The sequence below is a fragment of the Methanosarcina sp. UBA289 genome (assembly GCA_002496565.1).
Taxonomy (GTDB): Archaea; Halobacteriota; Methanosarcinia; order Methanosarcinales; family Methanosarcinaceae; genus Methanosarcina.
The window spans coordinates 26,305-42,790 of sequence record DAKJ01000016.1; the positions used below are offsets into that span (position 1 = coordinate 26,305).

Annotated in this window: 15 protein-coding genes; 10 read left to right on the top strand and 5 right to left on the bottom strand. The window is 37.5% G+C overall.

All coding sequences use genetic code 11. The annotated features are described in order from the left end of the window. Window positions 1-675 precede the first annotated feature (675 nt). The gene (locus BP549_RS05675; protein WP_292378902.1) at window positions 676-1,053 is read left to right on the top strand and encodes a response regulator; all 378 of its coding nucleotides are present in this window, start codon (window positions 676-678) and stop codon (window positions 1,051-1,053) included. 254 nt (window positions 1,054-1,307) lie between these two features. Here BP549_RS05675 and BP549_RS05680 read toward each other — a convergent pair whose 3' ends face one another. After that, window positions 1,308-1,517: a hypothetical protein gene (locus tag BP549_RS05680; protein ID WP_292372516.1), complete on the bottom strand. Its 210-nt coding sequence runs from the start codon at window positions 1,515-1,517 to the stop codon at window positions 1,308-1,310. A 180-nt stretch (window positions 1,518-1,697) separates the two neighbouring features. Here BP549_RS05680 and BP549_RS05685 point away from each other — a divergent pair, with 180 nt between their 5' ends. The 5 genes from BP549_RS05685 (at window position 1,698) to BP549_RS05705 (ending at window position 7,628) form a co-directional block, all read left to right on the top strand. Beyond that, window positions 1,698-2,675: an NADH:flavin oxidoreductase gene (locus BP549_RS05685; RefSeq protein ID WP_292378904.1), complete on the top strand. Its 978-nt coding sequence runs from the start codon at window positions 1,698-1,700 to the stop codon at window positions 2,673-2,675. Window positions 2,676-2,941: 266 nt separating this feature from the next. Beyond that, window positions 2,942-3,340 carry an NHLP leader peptide family RiPP precursor gene (locus BP549_RS05690; RefSeq protein ID WP_292378906.1) on the top strand — a complete coding sequence of 133 codons (399 nt, stop codon included), beginning with the start codon at window positions 2,942-2,944 and terminating at the stop codon, window positions 3,338-3,340. A 35-nt stretch (window positions 3,341-3,375) separates the two neighbouring features. Continuing rightward, entirely contained in the window at window positions 3,376-4,749 is a 1,374-nt protein-coding gene (locus BP549_RS05695) for a radical SAM/SPASM domain-containing protein (RefSeq protein ID WP_292378909.1), read from the top strand. Window positions 4,750-5,258: 509 nt separating this feature from the next. Next, window positions 5,259-5,474 (top strand): tautomerase family protein, encoded by a 216-nt coding sequence (locus BP549_RS05700; protein WP_292379116.1) that lies wholly within the window; start codon window positions 5,259-5,261, stop codon window positions 5,472-5,474. A gap of 795 nt (window positions 5,475-6,269) precedes the next feature. Next, window positions 6,270-7,628, top strand: coding sequence for a DUF4236 domain-containing protein (locus BP549_RS05705; RefSeq protein ID WP_292378912.1), 1,359 nt, complete (start codon window positions 6,270-6,272; stop codon window positions 7,626-7,628). A 698-nt stretch (window positions 7,629-8,326) separates the two neighbouring features. Here BP549_RS05705 and BP549_RS05710 read toward each other — a convergent pair. Then, complete coding sequence (locus tag BP549_RS05710) at window positions 8,327-9,310, bottom strand: hypothetical protein (RefSeq protein WP_292378914.1); 984 nt, start codon at window positions 9,308-9,310, stop codon at window positions 8,327-8,329. A gap of 369 nt (window positions 9,311-9,679) precedes the next feature. Here BP549_RS05710 and BP549_RS05715 point away from each other — a divergent pair, with 369 nt between their 5' ends. The 3 genes from BP549_RS05715 to BP549_RS05725 all read left to right on the top strand — a co-directional run bounded on the left by BP549_RS05715 (window position 9,680) and on the right by BP549_RS05725 (window position 13,448). Continuing rightward, window positions 9,680-12,280, top strand: coding sequence for a PGF-pre-PGF domain-containing protein (locus BP549_RS05715; RefSeq protein WP_292378917.1), 2,601 nt, complete (start codon window positions 9,680-9,682; stop codon window positions 12,278-12,280). 95 nt (window positions 12,281-12,375) lie between these two features. Further along, window positions 12,376-12,507: a hypothetical protein gene (locus BP549_RS05720; RefSeq protein WP_292378919.1), complete on the top strand. Its 132-nt coding sequence runs from the start codon at window positions 12,376-12,378 to the stop codon at window positions 12,505-12,507. Between the two features lie 341 nt (window positions 12,508-12,848). Further along, entirely contained in the window at window positions 12,849-13,448 is a 600-nt protein-coding gene (locus BP549_RS05725) for a thiamine-phosphate synthase family protein (protein WP_292378921.1), read from the top strand. 301 nt (window positions 13,449-13,749) lie between these two features. Here BP549_RS05725 and BP549_RS05730 read toward each other — a convergent pair whose 3' ends face one another. Further along, a complete protein-coding gene (locus tag BP549_RS05730; protein ID WP_292378924.1) occupies window positions 13,750-14,292 on the bottom strand; it encodes a hypothetical protein in 543 nt (180 codons plus the stop codon). A 377-nt stretch (window positions 14,293-14,669) separates the two neighbouring features. Here BP549_RS05730 and BP549_RS05735 point away from each other — a divergent pair, with 377 nt between their 5' ends. Continuing rightward, window positions 14,670-15,119 carry a universal stress protein gene (locus tag BP549_RS05735; protein ID WP_292378929.1) on the top strand — a complete coding sequence of 150 codons (450 nt, stop codon included), beginning with the start codon at window positions 14,670-14,672 and terminating at the stop codon, window positions 15,117-15,119. Window positions 15,120-15,230: 111 nt separating this feature from the next. On the opposite strand, the gene pspAA is transcribed toward BP549_RS05735, so the two are convergent. Together pspAA and BP549_RS05745 are read right to left on the bottom strand one after the other, a co-directional pair. Further along, the gene (gene pspAA / locus BP549_RS05740) at window positions 15,231-15,509 is read right to left on the bottom strand and encodes a PspA-associated protein PspAA (RefSeq protein ID WP_292372469.1); all 279 of its coding nucleotides are present in this window, start codon (window positions 15,507-15,509) and stop codon (window positions 15,231-15,233) included. Between the two features lie 3 nt (window positions 15,510-15,512). After that, window positions 15,513-16,265, bottom strand: coding sequence for a PspA/IM30 family protein (locus BP549_RS05745; RefSeq protein WP_292378932.1), 753 nt, complete (start codon window positions 16,263-16,265; stop codon window positions 15,513-15,515). Window positions 16,266-16,486: the final 221 nt, after the last annotated feature.

The window sequence follows — 16,486 nt, forward strand, 5'->3', positions numbered from 1 at the left end:
TTTTCAACTGTGATTTCTTCCCCATATGGAATTCGCGATGCAAGACATGAAGCTGACGGTTTGCTTCAGAAATCAAAACCGCAGTCCTGAGCTGGCTGCCGTATCTGTTTCTTTTGAATTTCAAGTGAGATGAAGGGATTAATGTTATGCTTTTTCAGCCTTTCCGGAGTTTGGAAATGTAGCATTTGTCTTTAAAGTAAGGCTGCAGCTTCTTAGGGATACAGGCACAACTATTTCTCCTTTTTAATTCATTCCTGCTACTTCAGGAACTTGAAAACCTGCTTAGGATACAGAAACACTCAGAAAATTCCCAAGGCAGCAGAATACCTCTTAAAACGTCCACAGGTCTTATGGGTCAATTATCCCGTTTACCAAAGCACCCGAGTCACAAACTTGCATATAGGTATCTCAAGGCGATTACAGAAGAAGCCATGCAGGATGCAGCTGACAATTATTACTAATTTACTTGTAATTAATATAATACTGGAATGTGTAGCTATTTTTAATGTATTCATACTGGAAGTGACCGAAAAAATTAATACAGTTGAGTTCTGTATATTTATGAGAAAGTTCTTATTTTCAGGCAAGCTGCGAATTATTCGACTAAAAAGTATGAGTTAAAAGTATTGAGTAGTAGAGATATCTAAATAAAAATAAAAAGAAGGAAAAAAATAAATGGCACGAGTTATGATCGTAGAAGATGCCGAACTTATGCGAATGGCAATTCGGGATACTCTGTTTAAGCACGGGCACGAAGTGGTTGCCGAAGTGGCTGATGAGGAAGAAGCCGTTGAGATATATCTGGAGGTAAAGCCGGATCTCGTATTAATGAATATAATGTTGCCGGATAACGTGCCAGAGAATATGAATTGGAAAAGCTTGCTGAGTAAGTTTCTTATACTAGACCACGAAGCAAAAATGGCAATGTTTTCATCTCTTGGTCAGCAGATTCTGATAACAGAATCTCTGAAAATAGGATCTATGGGCTTTATAGTAAACCCCTTTGAACCCGGAATGCTGAACGTAATTAGAAAAATTGCCGAACCGAATTAACCTTCTTGAGTCATATGGGTCTTAACAAGACCTCATCAACAGAAACAGGACCTCAACGAGATCTCAATACATTTGAAGTTTCCAGATCCTTTAATTCTCGAACTTCTCTTCCAGCTTCTGTACAGTTTTATATCCAATCCAGGAAGAAAGGGCAATATTATATTCAGCAGCAGGGATTTTTTCAGATTTTCAAGTGCGTCAACCTCTCTTATAATCAGATTCGGCTTTAAATATTTTTTATTGAGTTTCTTAATCTAATTTGCCTCGCCCTTCCAGACTATATGATGAGAAGGAACTATTCCGGATACGTTTACAAGTCCTTTTTCATATGGGGCCTTTTCGCTTTCACCTCTCCATTCGTCACTGATGGATATATAAATCTGGAATTCAGCAAAATTGTAAGCCTTTTCATAATCCGAATTTTCGCGGCAAAAACCAATATAGAAGAATTTCAAGAGAATCATTAACCTACGAGAACTAAACCTATAAGAAAGAAGTTAGCGAGGATACATATAAAAAAATTAGAGATGAAATTAGAGATGAAATTGGAGAAGAGATTAGAGAATAAATAGAGAAGAAATTGGCAAGTAAATAAGAGAAGAAATTAGCGGGGAAATAAAATGACTAAGATAACCGACGAATTTGTGATACGTGGGAATCACATTAAAAACCGAATTGTAATGCCCCCTATGGTTACTTTTTCCTTTCATGGGGAGAATGGATCTTATTATGGCAAGCAGCACATTGAACACTATACGAAGCGTGCAAAAGGCGGTGCAGGTCTTATTATTGTGCAGGCCACGAGCGTGTTTGGGGCTGTAGATTCTACAGGTAGTTGGTCAGCAGGTGATATTGCAGCTTTGAAGCAAATTGCAACCAACTGCCATGAGTATGGTGCGACGATAATGATGCAACTCTCTTGCGGCAATATGGATATCAACGAGTTGTCAGCCGAAGAAATTCATTCTATGCAGATGAACATGAAACGGGCAGCCATTCGTGCCTGTGAAATGGATTTTGACGGCGTTGAATATCATTTCGCCCATGGATTTACCTTATGCAAGTTTCTTGATGCTTCATATAATCGCCGAGCAGACCAGTACGGCGGCGATGCTCTAAACAGGGCAAGAGTTTTAACACAAATTCTACCGGAGATTCGGAACAATACCCGTAGAAATTTTATTGTCAGCGTGCGCATGGGCGAGTGTTTACCAGAAAGCAAGGACGGCATTGAAGCAGCCAAAACCTTTGAAAAAGCCGGTATTGATTTACTGCACATCTCGTTTGGCATGCAGCCTCCAACAAATCCGGTTCCGGAAGGTTTCATATGCAGTCCTATAACCTATAGCGGCTGTAAGATCAAAAAAGAAGTAAAGATTCCCGTTATCGCAGTCAACGAAATCCGTACGGAAGAGCAGGTACGGTTCTTAATAGAAAATGATTATGTGGATTTTGCTGCTGTTGGGAGGGGCATGTTAGCTGATCCTGAGTTTGCCAATCATGTGATAAACAGCGAGCCTGTGAACATGTGCTTGGGATGTGAGAGATGTTTCTGGTTTAGTGATCATACATTGTGCCCGGCAAGAAATCGGTGTACAGAAAGCTCAGTAAATCCTGATTGACCCTATATCCTTCTTACTAATTCACCCGGCAGGTGATTATGAAAAACCATGTAGTCATAAAGGATCAAGTGGTCAGAAGGAAGTGGTCAGAAAGATCAACAAGCTTATTTTTTTAGTGTTATTTCTTTATAAATCTAATAGAGTTCAAGTATTATTTTTAATGTGTTATAATGAATGTTTATATTCGTCGCTAAATGTTTATACTATTAATCAGTACCAATTATTGAGAAAAGTTTTAATGCTTACTTAATGTAGGGGGTAAAATAATGAAAAAAATTAAGAAGGAAGTCAAAATGGCAGACACGCTGCCCCGTGAGGAGTTCAAGCAGCATGTTATCTCTAAAGCAGAGTTGAACCCGGAATTCAAGCAAAAATTATTGGATGATCCGCAGAAAGCGATCGGACAACAGGGCCTGAAGACTCAGGCAGATGTGAAACATAAAGTCGTCGAGGAATCTGCTGATGTTATTTACCTGGTACTGCCCCAAAAACTGAAGGCAATCAATGGTGGGTGTGTTGGATGCGATGGTGTAGGAGGCTGTGGATTCTGCGAATGTAACAGCAATATAGGAGATCAGCTACAAATAAGGCAATCAGCTACAGATAAAGCATCAGCTACAAATAAAAGACAATCAGCTGCAAACAAGGCAATCGGCTACAAATAAAGCATCAGCTATAAAACTAGGCAATCATTACGAACATGAAACCATCAATTTATAATTTTGTCTGGTCAACCGATGACCCAGAAAAGGTAATGATTTTTAACAGCCTTACTACGGCACTGGCTGAAGTGAGAAGGAGCCGCATAGATTTATTGAGCGTGTCTCAGTTTGACTACGCTCTCCTGCCAGAAAACAAAAGGAAGTTTGTTGATGAGCTACGAAAGGGAGGATTCGTTGTTGATGATTCAGCTGACGAACTGAGAATGGTCAAATTTACCTACAATAGTGATAAGTATGATAGCTCTATGGCCAGATTGGTTATCGCTCCCACTCTGGCTTGCAATTTTGCCTGTTCCTATTGCTTTGAACAGTTAGACAAAAACCAGAGCAGGAATGAGGGTCAAAATGTTTTCATGCCAGATGATGTAAAGCAGGATTTACTAAACTACATCGAAAAAATATTAAAGACAGGAAAAGATATATTCGTAACCTGGTATGGTGGAGAGCCACTCCTGGCAAAAGAGACTATTTTTGATTTATCGCAAAAAATAATTGACATTGCGGACAAAAATAAAGTTGAATATTCGGCTGGCATGGTCACTAACGGCTACCTGCTTTCAGAGAATTCTGGCATAGTTCAGAACCTTAAGAAAAACAGAATTAAGTTTATCCACGTTACCCTAGACGGACCTCGCGAAGTGCATGATAGTCGCAGAATGCTTAAAGGGAGCAACGGCCCGACATTCGACCGGATTCTTGAAGGAATTAAACTCTTGAAAGCAAACGGTATTGAGATATACGTCCGCGTAAATATTGACCGATCCAACATAGATAACATAAGCATGCTCCTGGATGTATTAAAGGAAAATAACCTGAGTGAGATATTCATTTACCTGGGCCATGTTATACCTTATACAGCAGGATGTAAGTCGTATGAGAGTTCCTGTATATTGACGGAAGAATTCTCGAGAATAAACCAGGCTTTTTACAAAAACCTGAATCTAATGGGCTTCGAGGCAGGAAGAACGTCCTTTTACCCAAGATTTGCCCGGGCGTGTGATGCCAATCGGACAAATGCTTTTGTACTTGATCCCGATGGGGATATGTACAAGTGCTGGACAGAAATCGGTAACAAGACCGCAAGCATCGGAAAAATTGGCGACCTGATACGACAAGACAACGAGAAGGGAAAACACGAAATTCAATGGTTGTCCTGGGAGCCCTTCGAGTATTCGGAATGTGTAGAGTGTAAGATGCTACCTATCTGTATGGGAGGTTGCGCCCATCAGACCATGTCCATCAATAAGGGCCGACCCGAATGCAAGGAGTGGAAATATGGTCTGGAACATTACGTTCGGATTATGTTCTCCGATTTGAAGGCTCAGAGAGCAGACACCAATAAGTCTTGCTGATATGGCCGAAAAACGATTATAGTCAAAAACCGCCTGAGACATGTAAGAACCAAAAATCCCAGATAGCTGATATATTAGTCCTGTAATATATTTTTGTATTCCGTATTTAAAAGTAAGGCTAGATTTACTAGTTGTTATAAGATCAAAAAAGAAGTAAATTTAATCCAAATTATTTTTAAAACTATTTTATTTGTATTGTACGTTATCAGTTTAATTTCTATTTCTGTTATCTGATTATAGAATTTTCTTGCCCTCAGTACTTCTCCAAACTTCTTTTTAGGGTTGCACTTATTTGCTGACTCCGTTTTAGATTCAAACTTTGCTTATTGCAAAAGTATCAAACATATATTTAATATTTTTTAAGACTTGATAACCCTTGAAAAACACTTTTTGATTCTACTTCTAAATAGCGTATTTATAGAAAGGAATATTATATAACTTATCAAATAAAAACGTGGACTAAAAGTCTAAACTGTACATATGGGGGTAGAGAAATTCCACTTGTTGATATCAAACTCATTGAAGATGTATTCTCCGAGGAAGAAATCAAGAAGCTTATCAAAGACGTAACAGACGTTGTAGTTTCGTTCATGGGAGAAGATCTCCGTAGCTATACATTGGTAGTAGTCCAGGAAGTAAAAAGCGGAAGCTGGGGGGTAGGTGGACAGGCAATTGGATTGGAGGAAGTAAGAGCCATACAAGCAGGTACTTCAGAGAAGCCCTAAGCCATACTAAGGAAAAAACGGAGATTAGCTGGCAGGATTTGATGTCTGCCAGCGATTTAATCGTTCCTATGCACGATTACTGTCAATATCCTCAGAGAATAAAACGCTTTAGAAAGCGGAGTGAAAGTATTGTCTAATATTGTTATGAGCAATTAACTGGTTAAACTGAATAGCCTGGTATATTTTTGTTTGAGCTTATCCCAAAACTCAAAATTTGCTTCTTTAGTCTCATATTTTAAGCAACCAAGAGCTTCTGATTATGGAAGCAATCCTGAATAATTCTGAGAATTGAGATTAAAACTGGTTTTGGGATAAACTCTTTATTTATTTTAGCCTCTTGAAGCTGATTTAGATAAGTTTTCTACAAAGCTGATCTACCTAATTTATTTTACCATTCTTTAGATTGGCTTTTTACAGACTAACCAGGAGTCTATTTTACCTTTAAAAACTGGGAAGTTAGCCATTATCTGACAGAAGGAGCTGAAAAACTTGATTTTGTTAATCCTAAATTTGGGGTTTTTCGGGTTGATTCTCAAGAAATAAGGCAAAAAATCCTGAGTATTTCTTATGCTGATTGGAAAAAGTTAGGGTTTTCTAAGGGGACTTTGCATTATATGAAACAAAATGCAAAAAGTGATAAGCTTTTCATCTTAATAGACTCTGTTCTTACTTTTCGTAAACCTTAAACTTCCCTTTTCTATCCTAAGACTGTCCTTTACTTCTCAATCATTAACGTTTCATTTCAAATCCTAATAAGAAGAACGCTTCATTTTAATATTCAAATTATGGAAAAATATGACAAAATACAAAATAAGTAATATACTTTCATGCAATAATCTTTTTATGCGTTTTAGAAAGAGGATAAAAATAGCAAAAGGTATTAGTTTAAATTTTTCCAAATCAGGTCTAAGTACAACATTTGGTATGAAGGGGTTGTCATTTAATGTAGGAACAAAAGGGGCTTATGTAAACTATGGAATTCCTGGAACTGGACTTTATGATAGAAAGAAACTTTCTTCTGGTTCTCCAGTTTTAACAAAATCTTCTAATTCCCTCACTAAATCAGCAGGTAAAGAAAGTAAATCTCAATCAGATGTTTCTCAAGATCTTCAATTGAGGATGAATGAGTTGGGAGATGTTCAAGTCTTTGATTCAGAAAGCAGATTGATAGAAGATAAAGAATTCTTACGTAAACTAATGAAAACACCACAGTATAGTGAAAAAATAAAATTTTTAAAACAAGAAATAATTGCCAAAATCCATAAACTAAATGATCAGTTCATAAATATTTATCAATTAACTCCAAAATTGGAGACAGAGGAAGAGTGGATAAATGAATATAAGAATTTATCACCAGCAGTTTACATGAAAAAAGAGTTTAGTGTGCCTGAACTCCCTTCTATTGAAGAAAGCATTTCCCAAATAGAAGAGCGTGCTAAAAAAGAAGTCAAAGGCATTCTTTTCTGGAAAAATGAATCTAAAAGGCAAGAATTTGTCAATGCAAATTTAGAATTGTTACGTCAAGAGAGAGCAAAATGGGAAGCTGAAAAAATACTTTTTCAGGAAGAAGAGTCTAAACGGAAGAATAAAATTGATGAAGAAAATAAGGCCATAGAGAAGAGAAAATGGGAAATTGAAAATTGTATTTTGACAGGAAAAAGTGACTATGTTAATTCACAAATGGAAAAAATCCTTTCAACTTTAGAACTACCAGTAGATTTTTCTGTTGATTTCAACTTCAAGGAACCTGACATAATAGAAGTAGATTTGGATCTTCCAGAAATTGAAGATTTACCTAATAAGAAAGCAAATTTACTTAGTAGTGGAAAACTTTCTGTCAAAGAAAAAACAAAAAAACAGATCCTTCAAGATTATGCTACATGCGTTCATGGACTTGCTTTCTTTTTAGCAGGATTATTCTTCAATATTAGTCCAAAAGTATCTCAAATAAATATAGCTGGATACACTCAAAGACTGGATCCAAAAACAGGTAATACAAAAGATACTTACATCTATTATATTGAGTTTGAAAGAGAAATTTTTAGTAAGTTAAGCATTTCTCAGATTAATCCTATAGATGCCTTTGAGAATTTTAGTTATAAGAGAAATATTCTCAAATCATTAGAGATGAAAGAAGTTGAAATTACCTCATGAATTGATGTCATGAGAAATTTTCAATTTTTATTAAAAGAACTTTACATAAATCTAATTTTGTTTTAGTTAAGAGTATTTGTAAAAAAACAATACTTTTTGTTATTTTGCAGCAACACATAAAAAATTAAGCCTTTTATTAAAAAAATCATTATAAAAGTAAAATTAATTTAGGCCAAAGCAATTCTCTAAAATGTGTACTGTTAAAATCATACATTTGCATACAAAAAAATTAACTTTTATCTAAATAAATTTATAAAATATATATTTAATCAAGGCAACTTCCATATCACTTCGGCAGGCAACTTACCCTTTTTCGGGGAAACGTCGCATGTATAGAATTCATTATCGGAATTGGGGTTCACTGTTATAAGATAGGAACAACACATTTAAAACACCTTTAATATATTACTATATGAATTATCAGTATATACATAAAACAATATCTCTGCCGGAGCTTTAGCATTTAATGTACCGAATATTTACGTTTTCATAATTTAGAGCAAATGTACTCCGGTGAACTCATCGAGTTAAGGAACAAAAACCACTAGAAAGTACTAAATTCATTTTGCAGATAAATCAACCGGATGTTATGAAACAACCAGAGGAAAAAAATGAGAAATGTTGCAACTGCAATTTATCCAGGACCCTCTAGTTTTATACTTCTTCCTATAAAGAAAAGAGGCTTTCGCCTCAGAATTTCAAGCTGAAAGATTATACAAGTATATATAATCATCTTCCTGGTCTTCGGTATCATTGCCTGAGCGGATGTATACTATTTTATCGTCATAAATCGCAGAATAACTTGCAGACATAATATAAGCTGTCTCATTAGTTGAGATATTGTACATATAAATGCCATTCGACAAGTTATTTCCTACCCAGTATTGTTTTTCCCAAATTATTCTATCACCATATATATCCGGACTGGTCGAATTGCCATCAAAAGTGACTTGGCGTGTTTCATGTTTGGCAATATCTCGCATGTAGATATCCCATGATTCATTTTTTTGTTCTACCCACACGACAATGTTTCCGTAAATTTTACCTCCCGCTGCTGTACCAGTTCGGCTGATGTCACTTACTCTTTTTGTGGGTATGTCGTATATGGAAATGTTTGTACTCCATTCGCTTGAATTTACCTGATTTGCCCGTCCCCATACAATCTTATTCCCGTAAATAGAAGGACCAAATTGAGCATGCTCATACGGAGTTAGCTGAGTTTCTTCATTGGTGCTGAGATTGTATAAATACAAACTGTTATACATATCATTTTGATAATAGGTAGGCTGACCGTCAACGGATTTTGATCTTACATATACAAGATTATCACCATAGATCGCTGGTGCGCTTGCGTTAACGATTTCAATTTTTTTGCCAGTGGAAATGTTATACACAGTTATGTTTCCATTGTCCAGCCATGTAATTTTATCTCCCTGAATGGATGGGCTATCATCCGCATGTCCTATCCATGTTATGTTTCCGGTAGTCAGGTTATACATGAAAACTCCGTTACCAAGAGTATCAGACCATGTAATAATGTTGCCGTAGATCGATGGGCTCAATGTTAGTCTCCAACCTACGATCATAGTCTCTTTGCCAGCGCTTGCTATTGATGTAAAGCTTATGAGAAAAATCAAAGCAAGTGATAGATGTATTATTTTGTTCCCCACATTAATCCCCATAAAGGATGTAACACTGGAAAACTACATCAATATTGCTGCTCATTAGCAATATGGGGGAAAGGGAACTAAAAACGGATATGAGAAACTGCTTACTTTTTAGCATCTCATTATTGCTCTCCGGATAGGCTCTATATTAGGCAGGCATTATTTGTAATTATTTCATTTCAACTATCAGTTACTGATTGTTTTTTTCATTTTTAGTTGAATTATAGTTGTGTTTTTGACAACTCTAAATTATTGTTATACTGCAAATATCCAACCTTCGAGTATCCAGCTAATTACAGGTTAAATTCAAAGAGAATATTTAAAAAATATTAGGGTGTACCAAGTATTAATATTTTTTAAATGTATGGTGGTGAAGGAAAATAAATGAAAAATTGGGTAAAGTTGAATTCGATAACTTTAGCTTCAATAGCCTTAGTTTTTATGTTTTTAACTTTAATTTCATCCGTGGCGTCAGCATCACAGGTAGCGACACAGGTGATGAGAATTGGTAATGGATCTGATCCTGCTATTTATGGTGACACAGTTGTATGGACAGACAGTGGCGTTATTCATGTTTATGATTTGACCTCGAAAACAGACACTACAGTTAGCTCTTCTGCAGCATCTCATCCAGCTATTTACGGCAACAAATTAGTGTGGCATGATGAAAGCAGTGGAGTGCCAAGACTTACAGTTTATGACATACCTTCGGGTGCTCGGTCTTATATTACAAAAGATGTGGACAACTACAGTATTCCTGCTATTTACGGCAATAGAATCGTTTGGAGTGCAAATTACAATGAATCAAGTTATAATTATAATGTATATATGCGGGATATATCGACTTCTACACAGACTAAAATTACGGAGGGTAATAGTCCTGATATATACGATACCAAGATTACATACGGTTATGAGGGTGAAGATGGAAGAATCATAGCTGTTTACGATATTAATACTAAAGAAACTATAGATATACACTCTTCTAGTCAGGTATTTAGTCCCTATATATACGGTAATAAAGTGATATGGTCAGACTTCTATTCCAGGGATGGATACATCCAAATGTATGACCTTGTTACTAAAAAAACTATTGATGTTACCAGTGATAATACAGGCAATACTTTGTCCATCGTCAACGAGTATGGGTATGATGTCGTTGATGCTGGAGATGACACCGGTACTCATATTAATATAAATGGGGACAAAATTGTATATTCAAAATCTGGTGACGACCAATTTGGTTATGCGGGTGTATACGTTTATGACATTCCTTCAGTAAAAAGCACTCCAGTCTATATTTATCCAAGAGGGACTTACACAACACCTGATATCTACAATGATACTCTCGTATGGGGAATAGGCAGTAGTTATGGTGGGGTTAATGATACTGGCATCTATATCTGTGATCTTTCTGTCACAAACACCTTGCCACCTGTAGCTGCATTTACTGCAAATACAACTTATGGAACTGTGCCTTTAGTTGTGCGATTCACTGATCTTAGCACTGGTGGAGTACCAAATTCCTGGTATTGGGATTTCGGTGATGATGCCAATTCAAAACACGCCACGAATGCAACCCACACTTTTACGAATCCAGGGGTGTATAACGTTACTTTAATAGTGGCAAATGAGGCAGGCAATAGTACGGTGAGGAAACCGAATTATATTACTGTAACTCCCCCACAGCCACCAGTGGCAGATTTTTCTACTAATGTAACCTCTGGAACAGCACCTCTAACGGTGTTATTCGCTGCTACAAGTAAAGGCGGAGCTACAAGTAAAGTCGAAGAACCTACATCCTGGTATTGGGATTTCGGCGATGGTACCAATTCAAAAGATTCGGCTACTATTCACACATTTACGAAACCAGGAAATTATACAATCAGTCTGACTGTGGGAAACATTATAGGGAACAATACGACGACAAAGCCGGATTACATAGTTGTTACTGATCCAAATGCTCCGGTTGCAAACTTCAGTAGCAATGTTACCCAGGGTTATAGCCCCCTTTCTATTCAGTTTACTGACCTTTCTCAAAATGCAGAATCTAGAAGCTGGGACTTTGGAGACGCAAATACTTCAACCGAGCAGAATCCAATGCATATCTATTCCTCTGCAGAAAACTATTCCGTAAATCTTACAGTGAGTAACGAAAACGGGACTACCTCAAAAACTACTATGATATATGTGCTTGAAAAAAGCCGTTCAAGTGATGAAAGCAATGGAAATAAAGGTGGAAGTAGTAGTGGCAGAAGCAGTGGCGGTGGTGGGGCTGGTGGTTCCCCTGAGCCTGCAAGAAATGTTGAAGTCAAGGAACTTTCACAGGCACAGGTTTCAAACGGAAAGCCTGTCAAGTTTGATTTCACTAAGAACGCAACCTGTGTTGTATATGTCAGCTTTGATGCAAAGAGGACCGCAGGTAAGACCACGGCTATTGCCGAACAGCTCAAAGGGAAATCAACTCTGGTTTCAGAATTTGACTCAGGCGAGGTATATAAGTACTTCAACCTCTGGGTTGGAAGCAATGGTTTTGCAACTCCAAGCAATATCGAAAATCCTTTAGTATGCTTTAAGGTTGAGAAAGCTTGGATACAGGATAAAAAGATCGATAAGTCTTCAATCGTTCTGAGCAGGTTCAGTGACAAAAAATGGAATCAGCTTTCAACTAACCAGTCAGGAGAAGATGATAAATACCTGTATTTCACAGCAAAAACCCCAGAATTCTCTCCTTTTGTAATAACAGGTAAGACTAAAGCAAATGTGACTAAAGCACAGCCTTTGACTGAGAACAAAACACATTCAGATGTTGATAGTACTCAGAATAAAACTACCACTGGAAGTAAGATCACAACCGTTGAACAAACACCTGAGCAAAAACAAAGCTCAAGCACATCTGGAATAGAAAACACAAAGACATCTGGTTTTGAAATAACTTCCTGTATCTTCTGTCTACTTAGCTTATTCTTATACAAAAGAAGATAAAAAGAAGTTAATTGCGTAGGTAATTTAAGGTCCCTGATCAAATCTGGCAGAAGGGCAGATGACAAAGATATAATTCGTGAAACAATATTTCCTTCATGCACAGTAAGATATGCGATAAACAGGCTGAAAGAAGAAAAGATTCTGATGGAACGCTTTTATTCCTTGATTCACGCCAGAGCCTTTATGACATAAAAAGACCTGCAAATCAGGTTCTATCATTTGAGTAAGAAAGACTCTTCTGAGCAGAAAATATTCTTCAGAGCAAAAAAGTTTTTTGTATAATCATGTTTGTAGAAAATATGATTTTCTGAACAATTTGATTAATTACAGCCTAAATTAAGGTTTTTGGGGTTTTCACCCCGAGATTTTTTCAAGTAAGTTGTGCTTTTTAAAAACAGTTGTACTTCTCTCAATTAAGCTATAGATAATTATATTTAATTAAATATAAATTTATGAATACTAATTTCCTGTAATTTGCTTTATATACTATTGTCCGACTGGTTGCAGTCCAAATGTACAAGTGCGGAAGAGATATCATAAGACAAACTGGATGGGGAGCCGTGATATTATGGATCTCAACGAAAAGATAGACATGATAGGGCGTTTATATCTGGGGCTTGAACAAATAGAAGATTGTGCGGAATTCTCAGCTTTGATTCCCGAAGTTCGAACGAATTTTGTTTATGCATCAAAAGAGGCAACCACTCCTGAAGATGTTCTTGCAGTCGATGGGAGGATTTCCGTAGCTGATGGGTTTCCGAAAGCTATCGGAAGAATAAAATTTGGGGCTTCTGGCTATATGGCACACCTTCTGCTAGAAATTCGGAAAAAAGACCCTGAAATAAGATCTATTATAGATTTTTCAAATAACCCAGAAATTGCCGAGTTTCTGATGGCTTACTGTAAAGAAAGAGGATGGAATTTTTCAGTTGTAGATCGGAGCTTTGAGCCTGAGAATCTGAAGGATACGGAAGGAGAAGCGATTTCTTGGACTGTCGAGGAAGCTATTCGGGGCGCTGGGGGAAAGATGCCCAGAATCTTCTATGAAACAAGTGCGGTTGGAAAAGAGCCTGTGAGTATTCTTGTAGGGAAAGACCCTCTAGAGGTTGCGGAACAAATTTGTGAGCTTGCCAGAACTTACCATTCGTCAGGACAAAAAACGAGATAAAAGCGAAAAGTCCATCAGATAAAAAAATGGAACTGATATATGTAGTAAGGAGGAGCGGGGAAAGGATTGTAAAACCCCTCTCCTCCCGTGGAGTGAAGGAAACCGATTTTTCGGCTCTTCAATATAAACCGGCATCCTGGAGGTGATGATGCCGGCTTTGAAATCCGTTTTGAAATGTAAGGTTTGTTCGCTTTTACACGATATTAGATAGAATTTTAGAGTATTTATAATGTACTGTGTTAGCATACCACATGTTGACGTAACGCGCACCAATATGACAATCCTGAAAAAATATTTGTTTTCAGACCTCTCCCAAGTTTCCAAACTCAAGAGTCCTTCCCGCTCCATCAACTATTGTCTTTTTTCCATTCACATCGATAAATCTCACAGAGAGATTTCCACCCTTGCTGTATTTTGCAAGAGTCCTTCCTGCTCCATCAACTATTGTCTTTTTTCCATTCACATCGATAAATTTCACAGAGAGGTTTCCATCCTTGCTGTATTTTGTCCAGATCGTAGTATTCTTATCTTCAGACCACATGTACTCAAATCTGGAGGTATTTCCTTCAGTGCCGGTTTCTATATAGGCTTTACAGAGAGTTTCGTTTTCAAATTTTTCGGTTCCAGTAATTGTCAAATTCAGGATTTTTCCGGTAGCCGGGTCTTTGACCTGAATCTGAGAACCTACAGGGCACCAGCTCCCTTCACCTGATTCCGGAAGACTAACAGTTATTTCAGTCTCATTATTTGAAACCGAGAAATTCGTTCCCTCTTTATCGGTGCAACCAAGGCTAAGAAATGCCGCTATAATAAGTAGAATAATTAAAATTCGTTTTTTTAACAAAACCTACCACCTTAATTTCAGGATTTAAATTCTATATGTTCAAGATAGTTATCCACTTTTAAAAACTCTCATTTAAATTTCAAGGTTATACTTTAGAATATACTTATCAAATAATATTAACTATTAGATAAAGTCTCTGATTTAAATTTTAGGTATATACCTTAGAGTATATTTAATAAGTCTAGTTAACAGCCATTTTTATACAGAACTTGTGAGATTCTAGGTACAATAAAGTATTTTGCATCAAGTGCTCCCTTTTGATATTGCAGGTTTGAATATAGGTTTTAATATTATAGTCATGTTTTTAATTAAAAGAATAAAGGTAATATGTGTAAAAATGGAAATAAGGACATGCCTTTATCGTATTATAAAAGGGGGTGGATAGAACGGAAGAAAGTATTTTCAAAGGAATTTTGATTGCAACCGACGGCTCGAAGAATGCAGAAAGAGCGGCTTCTTATGGAATGGATCTCGCAAAGGTAGCAGGTGCTGAAGTGCAGGCCCTTTATGTAATTTCAACTCAGCATGCAGTAACTACACGGACGGTTAAGGGCTGGAGCGAAGGATTTGAAGAGTGTCTTACAAATAAGGGGAGATATGCAATTGACAATGTAGAAAAACTGGGAAAAGAAGCCGGGGTTAAAGTTAAACCGGTATTCCTGAAGGGCATTCCTGCCGATAAGATCCTTGAATATGCAGAGGAAAGCAATATTGACCTTATAGTAATGGGTACACAGGGTCTGACAGGCATCAAAAAATTCCTGATAGGCAGCGTGGCAGAAAAAGTCGTCAGGCATTCCAGAATTCCAGTAATGGTTATTCGATGAAAGCAGGCCCTGAAGGCCTGCTAATTCTTAGTTACAATGCTGAGAAATTATTCTAAGGTTTATCCTTAGATTTATTCTAGATTTATTTCCTAGTTGTTATCGATTACAGCCTCAATCCTCAAAGATCCCTGAGCCTTTAAACACGTCTTTTGCTTCCTCAAGGCTCAGATCTTCAGGGGGTACTATAATGTCGGATTCCAGAAGTTCTTCTGCTTCAATAGGCTCTCCTTTTTCCTTTATTTCGAAGATTAATCTCGCAAGTTCACTGCTGAATTCCTCGGCTTTTCCTTCCTCGACCAGATCCACAATTCGGTTATCAATCTGGTTCAGCTCGTCACAGAGAGCTTCAGGTACCCTGTACTGGCCTTCACCCATAATCCTGATTATCAATCTTCAGACCCCCTTTCGTTCTTCAGTACCTTCTTCCCCGGTTTTAGCTTTTTCAGACTCTTTTCCTGCTTCAGCCTTAAGCCTGGCAAGTTCGGATTCTACACTGCTCTGGGTACTGATTTTTGCAAGTTCCCTATCGATTTCGTCCTTGCCGCCTGTAAAGTCTTCGAGTGTGCCAGCTTCCATAAGCTCATCAATTGCCTCAGCCCGTGCTTTCATCTCTTCGGTTTTATTTTCGGCTCTTTCGAGCGCAAGGCCTACATCTGCCATCTCTTCGCTTATGCCGGAAACGGATTCATTAATTTTTACCTGGGCCTCAGCAGCTGAGTACTGGGCTTTAATCGACTCTTTCTTGGTCCTGAAGATCTCCACTTTCGTTGAAAGGCGCTTTTCCGAAGCTACCAATTTTTCTTGCTGCTTCTCAAGTTCTGCAATTTCTCTGTCAATCCCTTCTACCTGCTGCACAAGGGCGGCTTTTCTCTCAAGGGCAAGTCTTGCAAGATCTTCCCTGCCAGCGGCAACCGCATCCTTTGCCTGACTTTCAAGCTTGTCCGTACTCTGAACCAGTTTTGCACGCTGGAGCTGGAGGCGCTTTTTTGAGCTTGTAACTTCCGCAACTCCTCTCTTCACGTTCTGGAGCAGTTCGAGCTGCCTCTCATAGGAATAATCCAGTGTTTCCCTTGGGTCTTCCATCCTGTTAAGCACTTTATTCATCTTTGATTTAAATACTGTCTCCATCCTATTGAATAATCCCATGTATTTTCCCCTTTGTTTTTTTAAAGTTCTCAAGCCGAATAAAATCTGAAGATCATGCTTTCGTTATTATTCCTTATAAATTCTTCCGGTACCTCATATAGTATTTCTGGTATCCTTGCTGTCTATTTGCCTTTGCTAAAATTATATTATTAGCTTATCTACATTTCCTATAATCACCTTTCTTTTACCTACCTATAATCTCCTTTCTTAATCAAATATTT

Bases quoted from the DNA above. Each gene is read 5' to 3' on its own strand.
- BP549_RS05680 (WP_292372516.1), bottom strand. From the start codon at position 1,517: ATGATTCTCTTGAAATTCTTCTATATTGGTTTTTGCCGCGAAAATTCG.
- BP549_RS05715 (WP_292378917.1), top strand. From the start codon at position 9,680: ATGAAAAATTGGGTAAAGTTGAATTCGATAACTTTAGCTTCAATAGCC.
- BP549_RS05745 (WP_292378932.1), bottom strand. From the start codon at position 16,265: ATGGGATTATTCAATAGGATGGAGACAGTATTTAAATCAAAGATGAAT.
- BP549_RS05675 (WP_292378902.1), top strand. From the start codon at position 676: ATGGCACGAGTTATGATCGTAGAAGATGCCGAACTTATGCGAATGGCA.
- BP549_RS05720 (WP_292378919.1), top strand. From the start codon at position 12,376: ATGCACAGTAAGATATGCGATAAACAGGCTGAAAGAAGAAAAGATTCT.
- BP549_RS05705 (WP_292378912.1), top strand. From the start codon at position 6,270: ATGACAAAATACAAAATAAGTAATATACTTTCATGCAATAATCTTTTT.
- BP549_RS05695 (WP_292378909.1), top strand. From the start codon at position 3,376: ATGAAACCATCAATTTATAATTTTGTCTGGTCAACCGATGACCCAGAA.
- BP549_RS05725 (WP_292378921.1), top strand. From the start codon at position 12,849: ATGGATCTCAACGAAAAGATAGACATGATAGGGCGTTTATATCTGGGG.
- BP549_RS05710 (WP_292378914.1), bottom strand. From the start codon at position 9,310: ATGGGGATTAATGTGGGGAACAAAATAATACATCTATCACTTGCTTTG.
- BP549_RS05690 (WP_292378906.1), top strand. From the start codon at position 2,942: ATGAAAAAAATTAAGAAGGAAGTCAAAATGGCAGACACGCTGCCCCGT.